General features: G+C 65.1%; 16 protein-coding genes. 6 read left to right on the top strand and 10 right to left on the bottom strand.

Annotation, left to right across the window (positions count from 1 at the left end):
• Positions 1-83: 83 nt before the first annotated feature.
• Genes L6D77_RS16275 through rfbB form a run of 7 tightly spaced genes read right to left on the bottom strand, consistent with a single transcriptional unit; the run spans position 84 to position 7,154 of the window.
• On the bottom strand, positions 84-539 hold the full coding sequence (locus L6D77_RS16275) for a thioesterase domain-containing protein (RefSeq protein ID WP_232883261.1): 456 nt from the start codon (positions 537-539) through the stop codon (positions 84-86).
• Entirely contained in the window at positions 536-1,948 is a 1,413-nt protein-coding gene (locus L6D77_RS16270; protein ID WP_232883262.1) for a sigma-54-dependent transcriptional regulator, read from the bottom strand. The genes L6D77_RS16275 and L6D77_RS16270 overlap by 4 nt, the downstream gene beginning before the upstream one ends.
• Positions 1,945-3,759, bottom strand: a complete 1,815-nt coding sequence (locus tag L6D77_RS16265; protein ID WP_232883263.1) for a sensor histidine kinase — start codon at positions 3,757-3,759, stop codon at positions 1,945-1,947. The genes L6D77_RS16270 and L6D77_RS16265 overlap by 4 nt, the downstream gene beginning before the upstream one ends.
• Positions 3,760-3,797: 38 nt before the next feature.
• Positions 3,798-4,658, bottom strand: coding sequence for a dTDP-4-dehydrorhamnose reductase (rfbD, locus tag L6D77_RS16260; RefSeq protein WP_232883264.1), 861 nt, complete (start codon positions 4,656-4,658; stop codon positions 3,798-3,800).
• Complete coding sequence (gene rfbC, locus L6D77_RS16255) at positions 4,655-5,203, bottom strand: dTDP-4-dehydrorhamnose 3,5-epimerase (RefSeq protein ID WP_232883265.1); 549 nt, start codon at positions 5,201-5,203, stop codon at positions 4,655-4,657. The genes rfbD and rfbC overlap by 4 nt, the downstream gene beginning before the upstream one ends.
• Positions 5,200-6,075, bottom strand: a complete 876-nt coding sequence (gene rfbA / locus L6D77_RS16250; RefSeq protein WP_232883266.1) for a glucose-1-phosphate thymidylyltransferase RfbA — start codon at positions 6,073-6,075, stop codon at positions 5,200-5,202. The genes rfbC and rfbA overlap by 4 nt, the downstream gene beginning before the upstream one ends.
• On the bottom strand, positions 6,072-7,154 hold the full coding sequence (rfbB, locus tag L6D77_RS16245) for a dTDP-glucose 4,6-dehydratase (protein WP_232883267.1): 1,083 nt from the start codon (positions 7,152-7,154) through the stop codon (positions 6,072-6,074). The genes rfbA and rfbB overlap by 4 nt, the downstream gene beginning before the upstream one ends.
• A gap of 169 nt (positions 7,155-7,323) precedes the next feature.
• Between rfbB and L6D77_RS16240 the strand changes: the two genes are divergently transcribed.
• From L6D77_RS16240 to L6D77_RS16230, 3 genes are all read left to right on the top strand, one after another.
• Complete coding sequence (locus tag L6D77_RS16240) at positions 7,324-10,224, top strand: aminotransferase (protein ID WP_232883268.1); 2,901 nt, start codon at positions 7,324-7,326, stop codon at positions 10,222-10,224.
• A 241-nt stretch (positions 10,225-10,465) separates the two neighbouring features.
• Positions 10,466-11,572, top strand: a complete 1,107-nt coding sequence (aguA, locus tag L6D77_RS16235) for an agmatine deiminase (RefSeq protein WP_232883269.1) — start codon at positions 10,466-10,468, stop codon at positions 11,570-11,572.
• Between the two features lie 184 nt (positions 11,573-11,756).
• Positions 11,757-11,954 (top strand): hypothetical protein, encoded by a 198-nt coding sequence (locus tag L6D77_RS16230; RefSeq protein ID WP_232883270.1) that lies wholly within the window; start codon positions 11,757-11,759, stop codon positions 11,952-11,954.
• 261 nt (positions 11,955-12,215) lie between these two features.
• Here L6D77_RS16230 and L6D77_RS16225 read toward each other — a convergent pair whose 3' ends face one another.
• The gene (locus L6D77_RS16225; protein WP_232883271.1) at positions 12,216-14,324 is read right to left on the bottom strand and encodes a TonB-dependent receptor; all 2,109 of its coding nucleotides are present in this window, start codon (positions 14,322-14,324) and stop codon (positions 12,216-12,218) included.
• A 502-nt stretch (positions 14,325-14,826) separates the two neighbouring features.
• Between L6D77_RS16225 and L6D77_RS16220 the strand changes: the two genes are divergently transcribed.
• Complete coding sequence (locus L6D77_RS16220) at positions 14,827-16,146, top strand: OprD family porin (protein WP_232883272.1); 1,320 nt, start codon at positions 14,827-14,829, stop codon at positions 16,144-16,146.
• A gap of 30 nt (positions 16,147-16,176) precedes the next feature.
• Here L6D77_RS16220 and L6D77_RS16215 read toward each other — a convergent pair whose 3' ends face one another.
• Positions 16,177-17,847 carry an FMN-binding glutamate synthase family protein gene (locus L6D77_RS16215; RefSeq protein ID WP_232883273.1) on the bottom strand — a complete coding sequence of 557 codons (1,671 nt, stop codon included), beginning with the start codon at positions 17,845-17,847 and terminating at the stop codon, positions 16,177-16,179.
• Positions 17,848-18,115: 268 nt separating this feature from the next.
• Here L6D77_RS16215 and L6D77_RS16210 point away from each other — a divergent pair, with 268 nt between their 5' ends.
• Positions 18,116-18,307 (top strand): type II toxin-antitoxin system HicA family toxin, encoded by a 192-nt coding sequence (locus L6D77_RS16210; protein WP_232883274.1) that lies wholly within the window; start codon positions 18,116-18,118, stop codon positions 18,305-18,307.
• Between the two features lie 17 nt (positions 18,308-18,324).
• Positions 18,325-18,738, top strand: coding sequence for a type II toxin-antitoxin system HicB family antitoxin (locus L6D77_RS16205; RefSeq protein ID WP_232883275.1), 414 nt, complete (start codon positions 18,325-18,327; stop codon positions 18,736-18,738).
• On the opposite strand, the gene L6D77_RS16200 is transcribed toward L6D77_RS16205, so the two are convergent.
• Positions 18,739-20,118 (bottom strand): ATP-binding protein, encoded by a 1,380-nt coding sequence (locus L6D77_RS16200; RefSeq protein ID WP_232883276.1) that lies wholly within the window; start codon positions 20,116-20,118, stop codon positions 18,739-18,741.

The raw sequence follows: 20,118 nt of genomic DNA, 5'->3' as shown, positions 1-20,118 counted from the left end.
CCTGTTTCGCGGCTGAAGCCGCTCCCACAGGGTGCGCGGTGCGCTTGAAAAAGAATCCTCTACACCGCCGCCTGCCGGGAATCTCAACGGTGCAGCACGTACTGCCCGCTGAACCTCACCGCAGGCTCGTCACTGCCCTCGTTGCTCACCACCGTCTCCAACGTCAACCGCGCCCGCCCGCGGCGCTGGTACATCGTCAGGAACCGCTCCCAGGCCTTCTCGTCCGGCGCCGGGCAACGCGCCACGGCGGTACCGGTCACCGGCAGCGGATAACTGATCTGCCCCTCCTGGATGACGATGTGCCCGTCATCGATGCCCAGCTCGCGCAGGCGCAGGTGCAGCCAGCCCCAACCCACCAGCACCGCGCCGCAGTACAGGCTGCCGCCGAACATGGTGCTCTTGTGGTTGACGTTGGGGGCCAGCGGCAGTTGCAGGCGCAGGCAATGGCCCTGCCAGTCGAGGACTGCCATGCCCATCTCGCGGGTCAGGGGAATGTCGCTGTGCAGTACGGTTTGCAGGTACTGGCTGTCGGTGCTCATTGACGGTTGTCCTCATGGTCGTCGTGCCCGCCGCTGGCACCGTCGAAGTTCAGGCCATGCTTGCGCAGCTTGTCGTGCAGAGTCTTGCGCGGGACACCGAGGGCCTCGGCAAGGCTGCGCATGGAACTGTGGGGCTGGGCCAGTTCGGCGGCGATCAGCGAGCGTTCGAACTGCTCGACCTGTTCGCTGAGGTTGCCGCTCGGTGCGGGTAGGTGAATGTCGCTGGCGCTGGCCGCCGGCTGGCCGTCGAGCGCCAGTTCCAACCCCAGGGCGAAGCGTTCGGCGGCGTTTTGCAGTTCGCGCACGTTGCCTGGCCATTCGTGGCGCAGCAGCATGGCGCGCTGGGCCGGTTGCAGGCTGTGGGGCGCCAGGCCGTGGCGCTCGCTGGCGGCATCGGCGAAATGCTGGAACAGCACCAGGATGTCATCGCCACGCTCGCGCAGTGCCGGGATGCGCAGCGGCGCCACATTGAGGCGGTAGTACAGGTCGGCGCGGAAGCGGCCCTGGTCGGCGGCTTGGCGCAGGTCTTCCTTGGTCGCGGCGATGATGCGGATGTCCAGCGGGATCAGCTGGTTGCCACCCAGGCGCTCGACCACCCGCTCCTGCAACAGGCGCAGCAGCTTGACCTGCACATCCAGGCTCATGCTCTCGATCTCGTCGAGGAACAGCGTGCCACCGTTGGCGAACTCGAACTTGCCGATGCGGCGCTTCTGCGCCCCGGTGAACGCCCCTGGCTCATGGCCGAACAACTCGCTCTCGACCACCGATTCGGCCAGGGCGCCAGCGTTGATCGCCACGAACGGGCCGTCGCGGCGGCTCGACAGGTCGTGCAGGGCGCGCGCCACCACTTCCTTGCCCGCGCCGGTCTCACCGAGGATGAGCACATCGGCGCGGGTACCGGCGAGGGCGCCGATCTGCTCGCGCAGGCGCAGCATGGCTGGCGACAGGCCGACCAGGCGCGTGGCCAGTTGCTGGCGGTCGCTCAGCGCCAGGCGCAGGCTGCGGTTGTCCAGCACCAACCGGCGCAGGGCCAGGGCACGGCGCACGCTGTCGAGCAGGGCGTCGGTGGCGAAGGGTTTTTCGAGGAAGTCGTAGGCCCCGGCACGCATCGCCTGCACCGCCAGCGGTACATCGCCGTGGCCGGTGATCAGCAGCACGGGCAGCTCGCTGTCGCGGGCGTGCAGTTGCTCCAGCAGTTGCAGGCCATCGATGCCGGGCATGCGGATGTCGCTGACCACCACGCCCGGCCAGTCGGCCTCGATGCGTTCGGCCAGGCCCTGGGCATCGGCCAGCGCCACCACCTTGAGCCCGGCGAGGTCCAGGGTTTGGCTCAGCGCCTGGCGCAGGTGCGGGTCGTCATCGACCAGGATCACCTGGGCGTGGCTGTCGATCAGTGTCTCGGTGGTCATGCCGAGGTGTCCTCCGAAGATTGCAGGTTGGCGCCGGGCGTGGCCACGCGCAGTTGCAGGGTCAGCAGGGCGCCGCCTTCCGGGTGGTTGGCCAGCAGCAGCTCACCGCCCAGGGCGCGCATCAGGCTTTCGCAGATGGCCAGCCCCAGCCCCAGGCCCTGGGTGCGGGTCTTGGTGGTGAAGAAGGGCTCCTTGGCGTGTTCCAGGGCCTGGCGGCTGAAGCCTGGGCCGTTGTCGCGAATGTACAGGTAGACGCAATCGTCCTGGCGTTCGGCACTCAGCCACAGCTTGCGCGGGTTGGCTTTTTCGGTGAGGGCGTCCAGGGCATTGGCCAGCAGGTTGCCCAGCACCTGGCGCAGGCGCGTTTCGCCGGCCTGCACCCACAGGGTGGCCTCCGGCAGGTCACGCACCAGCTCCACCGCCATGGCCCGGCGGCGCTTGGCCAGCAGCGCCAGGGCGTCGTCCAGCGCCGGCTGCAGGGCCACGCTCTCCGGGGCGTGGCGGTCGCGGCGGGCGAAGGCGCGCAGGTGGGCGATGATCGACGCCATGCGCCCGGTCAGCTCGCCAATCAGCTTGAGGTTGCCGCGCACGTCTTCGGTGCGCTGGTGGTCGAGCAGGATCTCGGCGTTTTCGGCGTAGCTGCGGATGGCCGCCAGTGGCTGGTTGAGTTCGTGGCTGATGCTCGCCGACATGGTGCCGAGCACCGACAGCTTGCCGGCCTGGACCAGCTCGTCCTGGGCGCGCACCAGCTCCTGCTGGGCGTTCTCGCGCTCAAGCACCGCGCTTTTGAGTCGGGTGTTGAGGCCTTCGAGGTCGGCAGTGCGCTCTACCACGCGGTTTTCCAGCTCATGGCGGGCGCGCGCCTCGAAGTCGATGCGGTCGATGTAGTGGCGGCGGCGCTGCATCACCAGGCCGGCCAACAGCATGGTCACCAGCAGCGCACCGGCGCCGATGGCCATGACCGTCTGCACCGAGCGGTCGACCAGGGTGCGCGGCGCGAGGATGCTGACCTGCCAACCGGTTTCCTTGATGTCGCGGGTTTGGGTGAGCCAGGCGTCGTGGTTCAGGCTCAACGGCTGCGGCGCCTGGGTCGGGTACGGCTGGATGGCGATGATCGCCTGGCGCTCGGCTTCGGTCAGCTCACGGGTAGCGCGAAAGCGCCAGTCCGGGCGCGAGGTGAGCACCACCACGCCGTTCTGGTCGGTCAGCAGCAGCTGTTCGGGGGTGCGGCCCCAGAGGGTTTCGGTGTGGTCGAGGTCGACCTTGACCACCAGCACGCCGATCACCCGCTCACGGTCGTGCACGGCGGCGGCGAAGAAGTAGCCGCGCTTGGCCGATGTGGTGCCCTGGCCGAAGAAGCGCCCCAGGTGGCCGTCCATGGCTTCGATGAAGTACGGCCGGAACGAGAAGTTGCGGCCGACGAAGCTGTCCTGCTTGTCCCAGTTGGAGGCGGCCAGGGTGTTGCCGCTGACATCCATCAGGTACATCACTTCGGCACCGGTCTGCTGGGTGATGTGCTTGAGCAGGCGGTTGGCGTTGGTCACCGCCTCGAGCTTGAACGGGTCGGCCAGCACGCCGCGCAGGGCCGGCAGTTCGCCGAGGATCTGCGGCAGGGTCTCGTAGCGGTGCAGGGTGCCGAGCAGGTTGGCGACATAGAGGTCGAGGGTCTGGCGGTTCTGCGAGGCCAGTTCGTCCTGGTAGTAGCGCTCGGCCAGGTGATGCAGGGGCCACAGCAGTGGGGTCAGGCACAGTGCCAAGAGGGCGAGGCTGCGCCAGCGGGGGCGGCGAGGCGGCGTGGGTTTGGGGATCATCGCTTGAGGGCGCCAGAAGAGTCTGGCGCAATTATGCGCTAGTTGAGGCAGTCGATCAGCGCCTGATGCCAGTGCGGCTGCGCAACCTGCCATTCGCGCACCAGGCGCGAGCAGTCCAGGCGCGAGTTGAGCGGCCTGTGCGCGGGTGTGGGGTACTCGCTTGACGCGATCGGCAGCAGCTCGGCGCAAGGCAGTCCCTGGGCCTTGAGCTGTTCAGCGATGGCCTGGGCGAAGCCGAACCACGACGTGTGGCCCTGTGCGGTCAGGTGGTAGGTGCCCCAGGCGCCGGGCTGGCCCTGTTGCCAGCGCTCGATCAGGGCGCGGGTGCTGGCGGCAAGGGTGCCGGCCCAGGTGGGTGCGCCGATCTGGTCGTTCACCACCTTCAATTGCGGGCGCTCCTGCAGCAGGCGCTGCATGGTCAGCAGGAAGTTGCGCCCGTGCCGCGAGTAAACCCAGCTGGTGCGCAGGATCAGGTGCTTGCCACCGACTGCAGCGATGGCCTGTTCGCCGGCCAGCTTGCTGCGGCCATAGACGCCCAGCGGGTTCGGTGCATCGTCCTCGACATAGGGCGCCGTCTTGCTGCCATCGAAGACATAGTCGGTGGAGTAGTGGACCAGCGGCACGTCCAGGCGCGCGGCCTCTTCGGCGAGCACCCGGGGGGCTTCGGCGTTGATGGCAAAGGCCAGTTGCGGCTCGCTTTCGGCCTGGTCCACGGCGGTGTAGGCCGCGGCATTGATGATCAGGCCGGGCGCCATTTCGCGCAGCGGCGCGCGCAACTGCTCCGGGTGGGCAAGGTCAAGCTGCTCGCGGCCCAGCAGGTGGACCTCGCCCAGGCCGGCCAGCGCGCCTTGCAGTGCCTGGGCCACCTGGCCATTGCGGCCGCAGACAAGGATTTTCATGGCAGCAGGCTCAGTTCGGCGAAGCGCTTGCCCAGCTTGTCCTTGTCGGAAAGCTTTGGCGCTACACCCTTCAACTGCCAGTCGATGTTCAGGTCGGGATCATCCCAGCGGATGCAGTGCTCGGCAGCGGGGTTGTAGTAATCGGTGGTCTTGTACAGGAACTCGGCCGAATCGCTCAGCACCACGAAGCCATGGGCAAAGCCGGGCGGGATCCACAACTGGCGACGGTTCTCGGCGGACAGGCGCACCGCAACCCACTGGCCGCAGGTCCTGGAGCTGCGGCGCACGTCCACCGCCACGTCCAGCACTTCGCCGTGAACCACCCGCACCAGCTTGCCCTGGGTGTTCTGCACCTGGTAGTGCAGGCCGCGCAGCACGTTGTGCTCCGAGCGTGAGTGGTTGTCCTGGACGAAGCCGCCCTTGAACCCGGTGAGCTCGGCGAACACCCGGGCATTGAAGCTTTCGAAGAAAAAACCGCGGCTGTCACCGAACACTTTGGGTTCGATGATCAGGACGTCGGGTATGTCGGTGGCAATGATGTTCATGCAGATTCTTCTGCCAGTTTGCCCAGGTATTGACCGTACCCGGTCTTCTTCAGTTTTTCGGCCTTGGCCAACAGCTCTTCACGGCTGATCCAGCCCTGGTTGAAGGCGATTTCTTCCAGGCAGGCCACTTTCAGCCCTTGGCGGTTCTCGATGGTCTGCACGTACTGCGAGGCTTCCAGCAGGCTCTCATGGGTGCCGGTGTCGAGCCAGGCAAAGCCGCGGCCGAAACGCTCCACGCGCAGGTCGCCGCGTTTGAGGTAGGCGTTGGTGATGTCGGTGATCTCCAGCTCGCCGCGTGCCGAGGGGCGTACGTCCTTGGCGATGCGCACCACATCGTTGTCGTAGAAATACAGGCCGGTCACGGCATAGCTGGACTTGGGCTGCAGTGGCTTTTCCTCGATGGACAGCGCGTTACCCTGCTTATCGAACTCGACCACGCCGAAGCGCTCGGGGTCCTTGACCCAGTAGCCGAACACGGTGGCCCCCGACTCATGTTTCACGGCGCGTTGCAGCTGTTCGGTGAAGCTCTGCCCATGGAAGATGTTGTCGCCCAGGATCAGGCACACCGAGTCGTCGCCAATGAACTCCTCGCCGATCAGGAAGGCCTGGGCCAGCCCGTCCGGCGAGGGTTGTTCGGCGTAGCTGATGTTGAGGCCGAACGGGTGGCCGTCGCCGAACAGGTTCTTGTACTGCGGCAGGTCCTGGGGCGTGGAAATCAGCAGGATGTCGCGGATCCCGGCGAGCATCAGCACCGAGACCGGGTAGTAGATCATCGGTTTGTCGTAGATCGGCAGCAGTTGCTTGGAGACGCCGAGGGTGATGGGATGCAGGCGGGTGCCGGAGCCACCGGCCAGAACGATACCTTTGGTCATGCGATCAAGTCCTTGATGTTGGAGTTGCCCAGGCGCTCACCTTGATAGCTGCCGTCCTGCACGCGGCGACACCATTCAAGGTTGTTCAGGTACCACTGCACGGTCTTGCGCAGACCGCTTGCGAAGGTTTCTTCGGGGACCCAGCCCAGCTCGCGTTCGATCTTGCCGGCGTCGATGGCATAGCGCAGGTCGTGGCCGGGGCGGTCCTGCACGTAGGTGATCAAGTCTTCATAGCGCGCAACGCCGGCTGGGTGGTCGGGCGCAAGCTCTTCGAGCAGCGCGCACAGCATGTGCACCACGTCGATGTTCTTCTGCTCGTTGTGCCCGCCGATGTTGTAGGTCTCGCCGACCTGGCCCTCGGTCACCACCTTGATCAGCGCCCTTGCGTGGTCCTCGACGTACAGCCAGTCGCGCACCTGCTGGCCGTTGCCATACACCGGCAGCGCTTTGCCAGCCAGGGCGTTGAGGATCATCAGCGGGATCAGTTTTTCCGGGAAATGGTAGGGCCCGTAGTTGTTCGAGCAATTGGTCAGCAGTACCGGCAGCCCATAGGTGCGCTGCCAGGCGCGGACCAGGTGGTCGGACGCCGCCTTGCTGGCCGAATAGGGCGAGCTGGGCGCGTAAGGCGTGGTTTCGGTGAACAGGTCGTCGACGCCATGCAGGTCGCCATACACCTCATCGGTGGAGATATGGTGGAAGCGAAAAGCGTCGCGCTGCGCCGCCGGCAGCCGGGACCACCAGGCGCGGGTGGCTTCGAGCAGGGCGTAGGTGCCGACGATGTTGGTCTGGATGAAGGCCGCGGGGCCGTCGATGGAGCGGTCCACATGGGACTCGGCCGCCAGGTGCATGATCGCCTGGGGCTGGAAGCGTTCCAGCACCTTGGCAACCGTGGCCTGGTCGGCGATGTCGGCCTGGACGAATTCATAGCGGCTGTTGCTGGCAATGGGCTGCAGCGATTCCAGGTTGCCCGCGTAGGTCAACTTGTCGAGGTTGAGCACCTCATGCTCGGTGTTGCCGATCAGGTGGCGGATCAGGGCAGAGCCGATGAAGCCGGCGCCGCCGGTAACAAGAATGCGCATGTGCAAGTGCCTTTGCTGATGGCTTTGGCGAAAAGCCTAGCTGGTTTGTTTGTAGCCGCTCGTCGTAAATCGTGCTGGCGCGCGATGTCCGTCGCCTGGTGCGAGCTGCCTCTTGAATAACGGCAACAGTAGTGGCGATATAAGCGGCAAAAAAACGAGGCCACACCCCATGCCCCTGAGCACCCTGATCCAGCGTTCGAGCCAGCCCAGCCCTTCACTCGGTGAAGCCCAGGCCCATGCCCTGCTGCGCTCGCATTATGACCTGCGGGGCGAGTTGGAGGCACTGGGTAGCCAGCAGGATGTGAATTTCCGCGTCGACAGCGCCCAGGGGCGCTACGTGCTCAAGGCCTGCCACGGCAGCTACGCCGAAGTCGAATTGCAGGCCCAGCACGCCGCCCTGGCGTATTTGCGCGAGCGTGGCGTGCCGGTGCCGCAGGTGCAGCCGTCGCTTGCCGGTGAGGCGCTGCTGGCGCTTGAGGTCGACGGCCAACCCCTGCGGGTGCGGCTGCTCAGTTATATCGACGGCCAGCCGCTGACCCGTCTCAAGCACCTGCCGGTGTCCGTGGTGGCTGAGCTGGGCAGGCTGTGCGCCCAGGTCGACCAGGCACTGGCAGGTTTCGAGCATCCGGGCCTGGACCGCACCTTGCAGTGGGACCCGCGTCACGCCCTGGCACTGGTCGAGCACCTGCTGCCGGTGCTCACCGATCCGGCACGCCGCCAGCAGGTCGCGGCCCTGGCCCGCCAGGCCGCAGACAGGCTGGCACCACTGGTCGGGCAACTGCCGACCCAGGCCGTGCACCTGGACATCACCGACGACAACGTGGTCTGGGCGCGTGACGGGCAACGTGAGTGGCACGTGCAGGGTGTGATCGACTTCGGTGACCTGCTGCGCAGCTGGCGCATCGCCGACCTGTCGGTGACCTGTTCAGCGCTGTTGCATCACGCCGAAGGCGACCCGCTGCGCATCTTGCCAGCGGTGGCCGCCTACCACGCCGCCAACCCGCTTGAAACGGCCGAATTGCAAGCGCTCTGGCCGCTGGTGCAGCTGCGTGCCGCCGTACTGGTGCTGAGCAGTGAGCAGCAGCTGGCGATCGACCCGCACAACCAGTACACCCGTGACAACATCGCCCACGAGTGGGAGATCTTCGACACCGCCTGCGCGGTGCCTGCCGCGCTGATGGACGCGGCCATCCTGCAGGCCGCCGGCCAGCGGCCCGGCACTGTCGACTTCAGCGGCTGCCTGCCTTTGTTGCCGGCACTTGCTGGGCAGGCGGTCACCCGGGTCGACCTCGGGGTGCTCAGCCCGCACTGCGAGGCCGGCAACTGGGAGCAGCCGGGCTTCGATCAGCGCCTGCTGGCGACCCAACCCGCGCCGGCCTGCAGCCTGCACGGCCAGTACCGACTGTCGCAGACCCACATCGACCGCCCCGAAGAGCCCGCCACCTGTGCCTTGGGTGTGGAACTTAACCTGGTGCCCGGCAGCCTGCTGCAGGCACCTGCCGAGGGCGTATGGCAGCGTGCCGGCGATAACCGAGGCTGCCTGCGCACCGCCCACTGGAACCTCTGGCTCAATGGCCTGGAGGAGGCCCCGGCCGACGGCCAGCTGCTTGCCAGGGGCCAGGCGCTGGGCGCCACCTGTGGCTTCCTCAGCGTGCAGCTGTGCCTCGATGGCCAGGCCGTGCCGCCGTTTTTCGCCACGCCCAGTGCTGCCGCAGCGTGGCTGGCGCTGTGCCCTTCGCCTTCGGCGCTGCTGGGCTTCGATTGTGCTGCCGAGCCACTGGCCGACGCGCAGGCGCTGCTGGCCCGCCGCGACGCCAGCTTCGCCCGCTCGCAGAAGCACTACTACGAGCAGCCGCCGCATATCGAACGCGGCTGGCGCAACTACCTGATCGACATGCAGGGCCGCTCGTACCTGGACATGCTCAACAACGTCGCGGTGCTCGGCCATGGCCACCCGCGCATGGTCGCCGAATCGGCGCGCCAATGGTCGTTGCTCAACACCAACTCGCGTTTCCACTACGCAGCCATCGCCGAGTTCTCCGAGCGCCTGTTGGACGTGGCGCCGGAAGGCTTCGACAGGGTGTTCCTGGTCAACAGCGGCACCGAGGCCAACGACCTGGCGATCCGCCTGGCCTGGGCCTACAGCGGCGGGCGCGACCTGCTCAGCGTGCTGGAGGCGTACCACGGCTGGTCGGTGGCAACGGATGCGATCTCCACCTCCATCGCCGACAACCCCCAGGCCCTGGAAACCCGGCCGGACTGGGTGCACCCGGTGGAGGCGCCGAACACCTTCCGTGGCCGCTATCGCGGTGCCGACAGCGCGGCCGACTACTTGCGCGATGTCGACGCCAAGCTCGCCGACCTCGATGGCCGTGGCCGCCAGCTGGCGGGCATGATCTGCGAGCCGGTGTACGGCAATGCCGGCGGTATCTCGCTGCCCAAGGGCTACCTGCAGGCGGCCTACGCCAAGGTGCGCGAGCGCGGCGGGGTGTGCATCGCCGATGAGGTGCAGGTGGGCTACGGACGCCTGGGCGAGTATTTTTGGGGCTTCGAGGAGCAGGGCGTGGTGCCGGATATCATCACCATGGCCAAGGGCATGGGCAACGGCCAGCCGCTGGGGGCGGTGATCACCCGTCGCGAGATCGCCGAGGCGCTGGAGGCCGAGGGCTACTTCTTCTCCTCGGCCGGCGGCAGCCCGGTCAGTTGCCGCGTCGGCATGGCGGTGCTGGATGTGATGCGTGATGAAGGGCTGTGGGACAACGCCCGTGACGTGGGGCGGCATTTCAAGGCGCGGTTGCAGGGGCTTGTCGATAAGTATCCGCTGGCGGGCGCGGCCCATGGCTCGGGCTTCTACCTGGGGCTGGAGCTGGTGCGTGACCGGCAGACGCTGGAGCCGGCCACGCAAGAGACCATGCACCTGTGCAACCGCCTGCGCGAACTGGGGATCTTCATGCAGCCGACCGGCGACTACCTGAACATCCTCAAGATCAAGCCGCCGATGTGCACCACGCGGGCGAGTGTGGATTACTTTGTCGACAGCGTGGAGCGGATCCTCAACGAAGGACTCTGAAATCGATTGTTATCGGTTTTAGTGTGTTTTTTATGCGAAAACGGTCTTCCATTCGGCTTTATAAGCGGATATTTATCGGCTATAACTGTTCGCCATCAGCCGGTGGGACCGCTTTGCGGTCCTTTCGCGGCACGAGGCCGCTCCTACAGGAGGACGCGATTCCCTGTAGGAGCGGCCTTGCGCCGCGAAAGGTGCGCGCAGCGCGCCCCGCCCTTCCGCCAGTTGCCCCCAGAGGTCATCGATGAAAACCCTCAACACCACTCCCCGCGCCGACGGCTTCCACATGCCCGCCGAATGGGCCCCGCAAACCCAGGTGTGGATGGTCTGGCCAGAGCGCCCGGACAACTGGCGCCTGGGCGGCAAGCCGGCGCAGGCTGCCCACGTGACCCTGGCCAAGGCCATCGCCCGTTTCGAACCGGTCACCGTGGCGGTTTCCGCCGGCCAGTACGAGAACGCCCGTCGCCAGCTGGATGTACCCAACATCCGCGTGGTCGAAATCAGCAACGACGACGCCTGGGTGCGTGACACCGGCCCGACCTTCGTGATCAACGACCAGGGTGAAGTGCGCGGTGTGGACTGGGGCTTCAACGCCTGGGGTGGTTTCGACGGCGGCCTGTACGCGCCGTGGAACCGCGACGAGGAACTGGCGGCCAAGGTGATGGAGATGGAGCGCGTGCAGCGTTACCACACCGAAGGTTTCGTGCTTGAAGGCGGTTCGATCCATGTCGACGGCGAAGGCACCCTGATCACCACCGAAGAGTGCCTGCTCAACCGCAACCGTAACCCGCACCTGAACCGCGGGCAGATCGAAGAGATCCTGCGCGAGCACCTGGCGGTGGAAAGCATCATCTGGCTGCCGGACGGCCTGTACAACGACGAAACCGACGGCCACGTCGACAACTTCTGCTGTTACGTCAGCCCAGGCGAAGTGTTACTGGCCTGGACCGATGATTCCAACGACCCCAATTACGCACGCTGCCACGCGGCCTACGATGTGCTGAAAAACAGCCGCGATGCCAAGGGCCGCGAGTTTGTGGTGCACAAGATGCCAATCCCTGGCCCGCTGTTCGCCACCGAAGCCGAATGCGCCGGTGTCGACCAGGTGGCCGGCAGCCAGGAGCGCGACCCGTCGGTGCGCCTGGCCGGTTCCTATGTGAACTTCCTGATCGTCAACGGCGGCATCATCGCGCCGAGCTTCGACGACCCCGCTGATGCGCAGGCCAGAGCGATCCTGGCCAAGGTCTTCCCGGATCACGAGGTGGTGATGATCCCCGGCCGCGAACTGCTGCTGGGCGGCGGCAACATCCATTGCCTGACCCAGCAACAGCCGGCGCCGTTCAAGCGCTGATTCACGCTGAATGAAAGAGCCCGTCCAATGACGGGCTTTTTTGTTTGTGGCGACGTTCGGTGACGGCGAATGGCACAGCTTTTGTATTGGTTTTTCATTGTGTTTCAGAGAGATAGGCCCACGCCGTTCTGTAACAAACCTTACGTAAGTTAGCCGCTCACGGGCCCAGGGAGTGCGTGTTGAAATGAATGCAGCAAGTGAGTCGGCTATGCCCCCATCGGCGGTGAATCACCAAACGCTTGAAATACTGGCGCAGTGGTTGCGAGACCATGGAAGCATCCGGGTCAGGAAGACCGACCCACGACGTCTGCTGGATGGGCGATACCCGCAGGGCCTTATCAGCGATGCAGAGCTTGAAGCGCTGCTGGCTGTGTGGCACTGACGCGGGCAGGTACCTGTCGCAACGAAAAACGCCACCGCACATGCGGTGGCGTTTTCGTTTGGGGCACAGGGCAGGCCGGTGTTGGCAACTGTCTTGCGCAGCTGCTCTGTAGAAGCGGCCTTGCGCCGCGAAAGGGCTGCGCAGCAGCCCCGGTAATCTATGTGGTAACGCCGGGGCCGCTTTGCGGCCCTTTCGCGGCACAAGGCCGCTCCTACAGGGGGCGTGCGTTGCATGTGTGAGGCCGACAAGCCTGCGATGGCGTCAGAAGCTGTAGGTACCGGTCACCACCAGGCTGCGGGGGTCACCGTACTGGATCTGTGCCGCGCTGGTGGCCGAGTCGTAGTAGGTCTTGTCGGTGACGTTCTTCAGCGCTGCGCGCACATCCCAGTCATGGGTGCGATAACCGGCCAGGGCATCCCAACGGCCATAACCCGGCAGGATGATGGTGTTCTGGTTGTCGGCGTAGCGGTCGCCCACCAGCGTCAAGCCGGTTTCGGCATACCAACCCAGTTCAGGTTTCCAGGTCACGAACAGGCTGGCGTTGCGCCGGGCCACGTCGTTGATGCGGTTGCCTTGCTGGCCATTGTTGTCCTCGACGATCTTCGCGTCCTGCAGGCCGATACCGCCACGCACATACCAGTTGCCAACGACATTGCCGGTGGCGGTCAGCTCGATGCCGCGCGAGCGTTGCAGGCCGGACATCAGGGTGATGTTCGGGTCGATCGGGTCGCGGGTGCGGCGGTTGTACAGCTCCAGCTCGTAGAGTGCCAGGGTGGTGGTCAGGCGCTCGTCGAACCAGTCGCTCTTGACCCCGATTTCCTTCTGCCGGGTCAGCTCCGGGTCGGTTTCGTTGGTGTTGCCGGCCGCGCCCGGGGTGATGCCGATCAGGCCGCCGCCGACGGGGGAGTAGGTCTTGCTCCAGGAGGCATAGAAGGAGTGGTCGCGCCATGGCGTGTAGACCACCCCCAGGCGTGGGCTGAAGCTGTTGTCGTTCTGTTTCTCGGAGATATTGCGCAGCTTGTTGGTGGTTTCCACCTCGAACTGATCGAAGCGCACACCGGCGAGGATTTGCCACTGGTCGTTCAGGCGGATCTGGTCCTGCAGGTAGACGCCACGGCTCTCGACCACCGTGTGGTTGTTGCTCGACACCGCCATGCGGCCGGTGTGCTGCAGATTGCGGTTGGGGCTATTCAGGTCCAGGGCCGGTACCGGGCGCACGCCAGGGCCTGAAGTGGCGGCGTTGTACAGCGTCGGGTCACGGCGCTGGCTGCCGAACTCAAGCCCCACCAGCAGCTTGTGCTCCAGGCCCCAGGTGCTGACATCGCCCTCGGCTTCGAGGTTGTTGAACAGGTTGCGGGTGTTCAGGTCCTGCTGCCAGCGCTGGCGGGTGACCAGGTTGGTGCGCGGGTTGTAGGCGGTCTGGTAGGTGTTGTCGAACTCGCTGTCGAGCTTGAACAGGCCCAGGGTGTGGCGCAGTTGCCAGTTGTCGCTGAGCTGGTAGTTAAGGCGCGAGCGCAGCGACTGGGCGCGGTCGTCGATGTAGTCGCGCTGGGTGTCGCCGTAGGTGGCGCTGCGGCTGACGTCCGCAGGGCGGCCGGTCAGCGGGTTGCCAGGGATACCACGGTCCGGGGTGCGGTTGTAGCGGCTGTACTCGTACTGCACCAGCCAGTTGAGGTCGGGGTTGATTTGCCAGCTCATGGACGGTGCGAACAGCTGACGGTTGCCATCCACGCCGTGACGGAAGCTGTTGCTGTCCTCATTGCCCATGTTCAGGCGCAGGCTGATGGTGTCACTGGGGTCGGCGCTGAGGTCGGCGTACAGGCTGCGCAGGTCCTCACTGCCACCCCGGGCTTCGATCGTGGAGCGGCGGCCATGCTCGGGGGCCTTGCTCACCCGGTTGACGATGCCGCCCTGGCTGCCCCGGCCATACAGTACTGCCGCCGGGCCCTTGAGCACTTCGATTCGCTCGATGTTGTGCAGGTCGCGAGTGTACTGGCTGTCGTCGCGGATACCGTCCAGGTAGAAGTCGTTGCTGGCCTCGAAGCCACGGATACGCACGCTGTCGAAACGCGTGTCGGCGCCGCTGCTGACGTTGGGGATGCCCTCCAGCGCTTCGCCCAGGGTGCTGGTGCCATAGTCCAGGACATTACTGGTCTTCACCGTATCGATGGCCTGGGGCACATAGCGCACCGGGGTCGAGGTGCGGGTCGCGGTGCTCACTTCACGCACGCGGGGGTTGTCCTCCTCGCGCTCGCTGTCGGCGGTGACCGCGGTTTCCGGCAGGGTGGTGGTGGCGGCACTCGCCAGGCCTGCGCTGAACAACAGCGAAAGGCCCAGGGTCAGGGGTGAAAGGCGGCAGGGGGCAGGCATTGCAGGCATCCGTCTACGCAAGTGAGAAATTGGGCGCAAATGGTAATGCTTGCTATTTGCTATTGCTCGCCTATTCGTAAAGGCCTGTCTTTACGTTTGTATCACTTTGTAACTAATCCTTTCTGGGTGATTCGGTCGGTACCGATCGCACCTGCGCCCGTTGCGCAAGCACATGACAGTTGTACGGGTTTTGTCGGAAAAACCTGAAATAGAGAATTTTGCGCGGAAGCAGGGCATTAGTGCGTGGAAATGCACTGTTCGCGACCTGTTTTTTGGTTATATCAACCTACAAATCACGATTTTTTGACATGTATAAGCAGGCACGGCTAGGATTCGGCCTCTACGCCTGCTGGCCATGACTTGGCCATGCGGCTGAAAGGCCCGTTGCAGACCATCTGCGGGCCTTCCAGCCTGGATCCGCATAGCGTCGAACCTACGAAGGGGCGTTGGTTCCTGGCGTTCTCATGCAGAGCGTTTTTGATTAAGCAATAAGGAAAATAACATGTTGAAAACCAGGATCAGCCTGGTCGCCCTGGCGATGATCGCCGCGACCCAGGCACAGGCCAACGAGCAGGCCGAGAGCAAGGGCTTCGTCGAAGACAGCCACGCCAACGTTCTTCTGCGCAACGCTTACATCAACCGTGACAAGAAGCACCGCACCGACGACCAGATCGAATGGGGCCAGGGCGTCATCGCCAACTTCTCCTCCGGCTTCACCCAAGGCACCGTCGGTGTCGGCGTTGACGCCTTCGGCCTGTACGCTGTGCGTCTGGACGGCGGCAAAGGCCACAACGGTGGCGGCGGCGTCGACTTCTTCAAGCCGCACAACACCAAGAACGCCGACGATAACGCCAGCAGCCCACATGACCTGGCCCGTGGCGGCGCTGCGGTGAAGTTCCGCATCTCCAACACCGTGCTCAAGTACGGCGACCAGATGCCGGCCCTGCCAGTGCTGAACTACGACGACGGCCGCCTGCTGCCAGAAAGCTTCACCGGCACCCTGATCACCTCCAAGGAGATCAAGGGCCTGGAGCTGAACGCCGGCCGCTTCACCCAGGAAGCCCGCAAGAGCGCCGAAGGGCGTGACAGCGGTGGCCTGAAGTCGATCGACGTGTTGGGCGGTAGCTACAAGTTCACCGACAACTTCACCGCTTCGCTGTACACCGCAGACAACGAAGATGTGATGAAGAAGCACTACCTGGGCTTGAACTACGTCTTCCCGATCGCCAATGACCAGTCCCTGACCCTGGACTTCAACGGCTACAAGACCAGCATCGACAAGCAGTTTGTCCGTTCGGCCGAACTCAACGGTGACTCCAACACCATCTGGAGCCTGGCGGCCACCTACGCCTTCGGCCCGCACTCGATCACCCTGGCGCACCAGCGCAGCACCGGCAGCACCGGCTACAACTACGGCGGCTACCAGAGCGCGGGTGGTACCAGCGACGGTGGTTCGACCATCTACCTGGCCAACTCCTACTGGTCCGACTTCAACGCCGAAGACGAGCGCTCCTGGCAGCTGGGCTACGGCCTGGACTTCGGCGCCTTCGGCGTTCCGGGCCTGACCTACAAGGTCGCCTATGTAGTGGGTGACAACATCAACACCCGCAACCTGAAGAACCCGGAAGGCTTCGGCGAAGGCAAGGAGCGCGAGATCTTCAACCAGCTGCGCTACGTCGTGCAGGAAGGCCCGGCCAAGGACCTGTCGATCAAGCTGCGTAGCTCGTTCCTGCGCACCAACAACGCGGTCCAGCAAAACGGCTACAACGACGACGGCAACGAAGTCCGCGTATTCGTCGAGTACCCGATCAGCATCTTCTGATCCTGATCTGGCGTCACTCGCAGCCCCGGCCTATGCCGGGGCTGCTTCTTTGTGGCGTGTCACGCTCGCCCCAGGTACCCCCTCGACTTCCCCCATCTGCGGCGCAAAGCTGTCACTGCGCGCCATCCGCCACATCCGTGCATAGAACGCGTTATCGATCGAGCCGCTGAGCAATTCACCCGGCTTGAGGAACGCGTGCAACTGCGAAAACAGGCTGATCTCACTGGGGCTGATACGCCGTGCCAGGTGCTTGGGCTTGAGCTCGGACGGGTGATCCAGCCCTGCGGCGGCCAGCATTTCGGCCAGGGCGTGCAAGGTGTTGCGGTGAAAGCTCGCGACCCGCTCGGCTTTTTCCGGTACCACCAGCGCCCGCTGGCGCAGCGGGTCTTGGGTGGCCACGCCGGTGGGGCATTTGTTGGTGTGGCAGCTTTGCGACTGGATGCAGCCGATGGCGAACATGAAGCCGCGTGCCGAGTTGACCCAGTCGGCGCCGATGGCCAGCACGCTGGCAATATCGAACGCGCTGACGATCTTGCCCGCCGCGCCAATGCGCACGCGTTCGCGCAGGTTCAGGCCCACCAGGGTGTTGTGCACGAACATCAGGCCGTCACGCAGCGGCATGCCCATGTTGTCGGAGAACTCCCGGGGCGCCGCGCCGGTGCCGCCTTCCTTGCCATCTACGACGATGAAGTCCGGGGTGATGCCGGTGGCGAGCATGGCCTTGGCGATGCCCATGAATTCCCACGGGTGGCCCAGGCAGAACTTGAAGCCTACTGGCTTGCCGCCTGACAGCTCGCGCAGCCTCGCGACGAACTGCAGCAGCTCCACCGGGTTGCCGAAGGCGCTGTGGGCGGCCGGCGAGATGCAGTCCTGGCCCTCGCGCACCCCACGGGTGGCAGCGATTTCGGCGCTGACCTTGTGCCCCGGCAGGATGCCGCCATGGCCCGGCTTGGCACCCTGGCTGAGCTTGATCTCGATCATCTTCACCTGGCCATCGCGGGCCTGTTCGGCGAAACGTTCAGGGTCGAAGCGGCCGTCCTCCGTGCGACAGCCGAAATAACCGCTGCCGATTTCCCAGATCAGGTCGCCGCCATGTTCGCGGTGATAAGGGCTGATGCTGCCCTCGCCGGTGTCATGGGCAAAGCGCTCCAGGCGCGCCCCTTTGTTCAGCGCGGCGATGGCATTGGCGCTGAGCGCGCCAAAGCTCATGGCCGAAATATTGAAGATCGACGCCGAATACGGCTGGGTGCACTGTGGCCCGCCGATGCGGATGCGAAACGACGCCGGGTCGGCCTGTGGCACGGGCAGCATCGAATGGCTGATGAACTCGAAACCCGGCTTGTACACATCGTTGAGGGTGCCGAAGGCCTTCTCGGCGCTCTCGTTCTTGGCCCGGGCATAGACCAGCGAACGTTGCGCCCGGGAGAACGGCAGTTTGTCGTCGTCGCCCTCGATCAGGTACTGGCGAATTTCTGGCCGAATGGTCTCGATCAGGTAGCGGATGTTGCCCAGGATCGGGTAGTTGCGCCGCACCGCGTGGTGGCGCTGGCGCACGTCATTGAGGCCGACCAGGCTGAGCAGCGCGGTGACCACGGTGAATGGCCACAGCCCGCTGTACTGGGCCAGGAAGGGGAGGCTGGCAAGGGTGAAGAGCAGGCACAGGGCCAGGCAGGCGTAGCGGCTGGGGAACGAGTCTTTCATGGGTCCATCGCAGGCGGGATGACGCGGCCTAGGATAGGCAAAGCCTGTGCGCGGAAAACCAGGGGTTTCGGTAAAAGACTCTTGCATGGGCGTGGGGGTGTGGCATGAGCGCCGCAATATCCCGCATCACCTTGCGCCAGCCTTCCTCGGCCCCCTGACCATACTTCCCCACCAGGCAGCCCGCTCGTCGGTTTGGTGGGTATGGTGTTGATAGGCGATCTTCGGTGGTTATACTAACCACCGCTGCGAACAGCCCAAGGAAGGGTTCATGAACAGCCGCGAAATGATTTCGGTGATCGAGGCCGATGGTTGGTACCTGGTGCGATCCAAGGGCTGCCACCATCACTTCAAGCACCTCCACAAGACTGGGCTGGTGACCATCCCGCACCCGAAGAGGGACCTGCTGCCCGCTACTGCGGCCAGCATCCTGCGCCAGGCGCGGATCGGCTACGCCAGCTGACCAGGAGAGCCATTGCCATGTTATTCCCCATCGCCATCCTGCCCGGCGACGACCAGCACGCCTGGGGCGTGGAAGTCCCGGACATCCCGGGCTGCTTTTCGGCCGGTGAAGACCTCGATGACGCCATCGCCATGGCCCGCGAGGCCATCGAGGGGCACCTCGAACTGCTCGCCCAGGACGGCCAGGAAATCCCCAAGGCCGGCAAGGTGACCGTCCATGCGGCCAACCCGGCCTACGCCGGCTGCACCTGGGCATTGATCGACATCGATATCACCCGCTACCTGGGCAAGGCCGAGAAGCTCAACATCACCCTGCCGGCCTACCTGCTCACCCGTATCGATGCCTACGTGAAAAGCCATCCAGAGCAGAAAAGCCGCTCGGGCTTCCTGGCTGAAGCGGCGCTGCGGATCCTGCAGGGCGACTGCAAGTAGTTACGCTGGGGCTGCCTTGGGCAGCAGCACACTGACCCGCAGGCCACCGCCATCGCGATTGCCCAGTGTCAGCTCCCCGGCATGGCTTGCGGCAATCCGCTGGGCGATGCTCAGGCCTAGCCCGTAGCCCCCGGAGGCCTGGTTGCGTGAGCTTTCGCCGCGCACGAACGGTGCGGTGACGGTGGTCAGCAACCCCGGGTCGATACCGGGGCCGCGGTCATCTATATGGATGTATACACTGTTCCCGCCGGCCTCCAGCGTTATCGAAACGTCTTTGGCATAGCGCAATGCGTTGCCCAGCAGGTTCTGCAGGCAGCGCTGCAGTAACAGCGCATCGGCACATACAAACCCAGCCTGGCCATGGATCGGCAGCGGTTCCTCGGCACTGGCCAGGTCCGCGCACAGGTGGGCCACCAGGCGGTCGAGGTCGACCCGTTGCAGGTCCTGCTGCTCACCTGCACTCAGGTAATCGAGCACCTGGCCGATCATGCCGTCCATCTGCGCGATGTTCTGCCGCAGACGTTCCTTGTGTTCACCGTCCTCCAAGCGTTCCAGGCGCAGGCGCATGCGGGTCAGCGGGGTGCGCAAGTCGTGGGATACCGCGGCGAGGAAGTAGGCCTTGTCGTTGACCATGGCGATCAGGCGCTGCTGCATGGCATTGAACGCCTGGGCGGCATGGCGCACTTCTTCCGGGCCATCCAGCGGCAGCGGTGCTTGCTCCAGGTTGCGCCCCAGGCCACGGGCCGCATCGGCCAGGCGGCGCAGTGGACGCAGGCACAGGCGCACCGCCAGCAGGCACAGCACCAGCACCGCGACGATACGCAGGGCATAGACCCGCAGCAGGTAGTCGCTGATCAACACCCAGGCCGACTCGCCGCTCCAGCCTTGCAACTCCTGGCCATCGATGGTCAGCCAGTGGCCGTCGGCCAGCGGTACGGCAAATTGCAGATGCGCCTGGGCGGTGCGCAGGCCGAACAGGCTGCGCCAGACGATCGGCTGGCCCAGCTCGTCGGTAAGCTGCACCTTGAGCAGGCGCGCCTGCGCGTCGCGGCCCAGCTCGTAGGCCAATGCCTGGTGCAGCAGCAGTTCAATGCGCCGCCGGCTGCGTGTTTCGTCCTGTTCGGCATCGGGCAGGCGCTCGGCGCAGCGCAGGCGATAATGCTTGGGCACCTCAAGCGCTCCGGCATGGCACTGCGCCTGGGCGATCAACGGCGCGCTGCGTGCCGCGATCAGCCGAACCGGGGCCTCGAGTACCTGGGCAAAGCGCACGTCGAACCAGATGCTGCTGGACAGCAGTTGGATCGCCAAGGTGCCGCTGAGCATGATCAATAACAGCTGGCCGAACAGCGTACGCGGCCAAAGCCTTCGCAGCAGGCGCAC

It is taken from the genome of Pseudomonas parasichuanensis (assembly GCF_021601385.1).
Classification (GTDB): domain Bacteria; phylum Pseudomonadota; class Gammaproteobacteria; order Pseudomonadales; family Pseudomonadaceae; genus Aquipseudomonas; species Aquipseudomonas parasichuanensis.
This window is presented reverse-complemented; position numbering and strand designations above follow the sequence as displayed.

Excerpts from the sequence above, each read along its gene's own strand:
- L6D77_RS16230 (WP_232883270.1), top strand. The coding sequence starts at position 11,757 with ATGAATGCAGCAAGTGAGTCGGCTATGCCCCCATCGGCGGTGAATCAC.
- L6D77_RS16220 (WP_232883272.1), top strand. The coding sequence starts at position 14,827 with ATGTTGAAAACCAGGATCAGCCTGGTCGCCCTGGCGATGATCGCCGCG.
- rfbB (WP_232883267.1), bottom strand. The coding sequence starts at position 7,154 with ATGCGCATTCTTGTTACCGGCGGCGCCGGCTTCATCGGCTCTGCCCTG.
- L6D77_RS16270 (WP_232883262.1), bottom strand. The coding sequence starts at position 1,948 with ATGACCACCGAGACACTGATCGACAGCCACGCCCAGGTGATCCTGGTC.
- rfbA (WP_232883266.1), bottom strand. The coding sequence starts at position 6,075 with ATGACCAAAGGTATCGTTCTGGCCGGTGGCTCCGGCACCCGCCTGCAT.
- L6D77_RS16225 (WP_232883271.1), bottom strand. The coding sequence starts at position 14,324 with ATGCCTGCCCCCTGCCGCCTTTCACCCCTGACCCTGGGCCTTTCGCTG.
- aguA (WP_232883269.1), top strand. The coding sequence starts at position 10,466 with ATGAAAACCCTCAACACCACTCCCCGCGCCGACGGCTTCCACATGCCC.
- L6D77_RS16240 (WP_232883268.1), top strand. The coding sequence starts at position 7,324 with ATGCCCCTGAGCACCCTGATCCAGCGTTCGAGCCAGCCCAGCCCTTCA.
- rfbD (WP_232883264.1), bottom strand. The coding sequence starts at position 4,658 with ATGAAAATCCTTGTCTGCGGCCGCAATGGCCAGGTGGCCCAGGCACTG.
- L6D77_RS16205 (WP_232883275.1), top strand. The coding sequence starts at position 18,325 with ATGTTATTCCCCATCGCCATCCTGCCCGGCGACGACCAGCACGCCTGG.
- L6D77_RS16210 (WP_232883274.1), top strand. The coding sequence starts at position 18,116 with ATGAACAGCCGCGAAATGATTTCGGTGATCGAGGCCGATGGTTGGTAC.
- L6D77_RS16215 (WP_232883273.1), bottom strand. The coding sequence starts at position 17,847 with ATGAAAGACTCGTTCCCCAGCCGCTACGCCTGCCTGGCCCTGTGCCTG.
- L6D77_RS16275 (WP_232883261.1), bottom strand. The coding sequence starts at position 539 with ATGAGCACCGACAGCCAGTACCTGCAAACCGTACTGCACAGCGACATT.
- rfbC (WP_232883265.1), bottom strand. The coding sequence starts at position 5,203 with ATGAACATCATTGCCACCGACATACCCGACGTCCTGATCATCGAACCC.
- L6D77_RS16265 (WP_232883263.1), bottom strand. The coding sequence starts at position 3,759 with ATGATCCCCAAACCCACGCCGCCTCGCCGCCCCCGCTGGCGCAGCCTC.